Raw genomic sequence first — 319 nt, forward strand, 5'->3', positions numbered from 1 at the left:
TACCAGCTTTTTTACCTCCAATAGAGTTGAATTCTATTTTGTCGTTAGACTTTGTGAAAGCTTCATCTCCTTTGTTTTTGTTAACACCATAGTCTACCATGAATTTGTTATCCCAAATATAATCTCCTCTTTTTAAGTTGAAGTTATAGTTGATTAATACATTACCGGCTATGTTACCGATTCCTCCACCAGTCCATTCATTATTGAATGCAGATTGGTTGAAAGTAATTAAGATGTTTCCACCTCTTCTCCATCCTGGTAAATTGTCAATTTGTGCTTGTAAAGCATTTGCTTCCGCTTGCGCAGCATTTGCTATAGC

The 319-nt window shown here is 35.7% G+C and carries 1 protein-coding gene; it reads right to left on the reverse strand.

The window, feature by feature from the left end:
• Nucleotides 1-319, reverse strand: a 319-nt coding sequence (locus H2O73_RS23630) for a DUF3078 domain-containing protein (protein WP_182110753.1), incomplete at both ends; no start/stop codon positions are given.

Origin of the sequence: Vibrio marinisediminis (genome assembly GCF_014050145.1) — a bacterium.
Taxonomy (GTDB): domain Bacteria; phylum Pseudomonadota; class Gammaproteobacteria; order Enterobacterales; family Vibrionaceae; genus Vibrio; species Vibrio marinisediminis.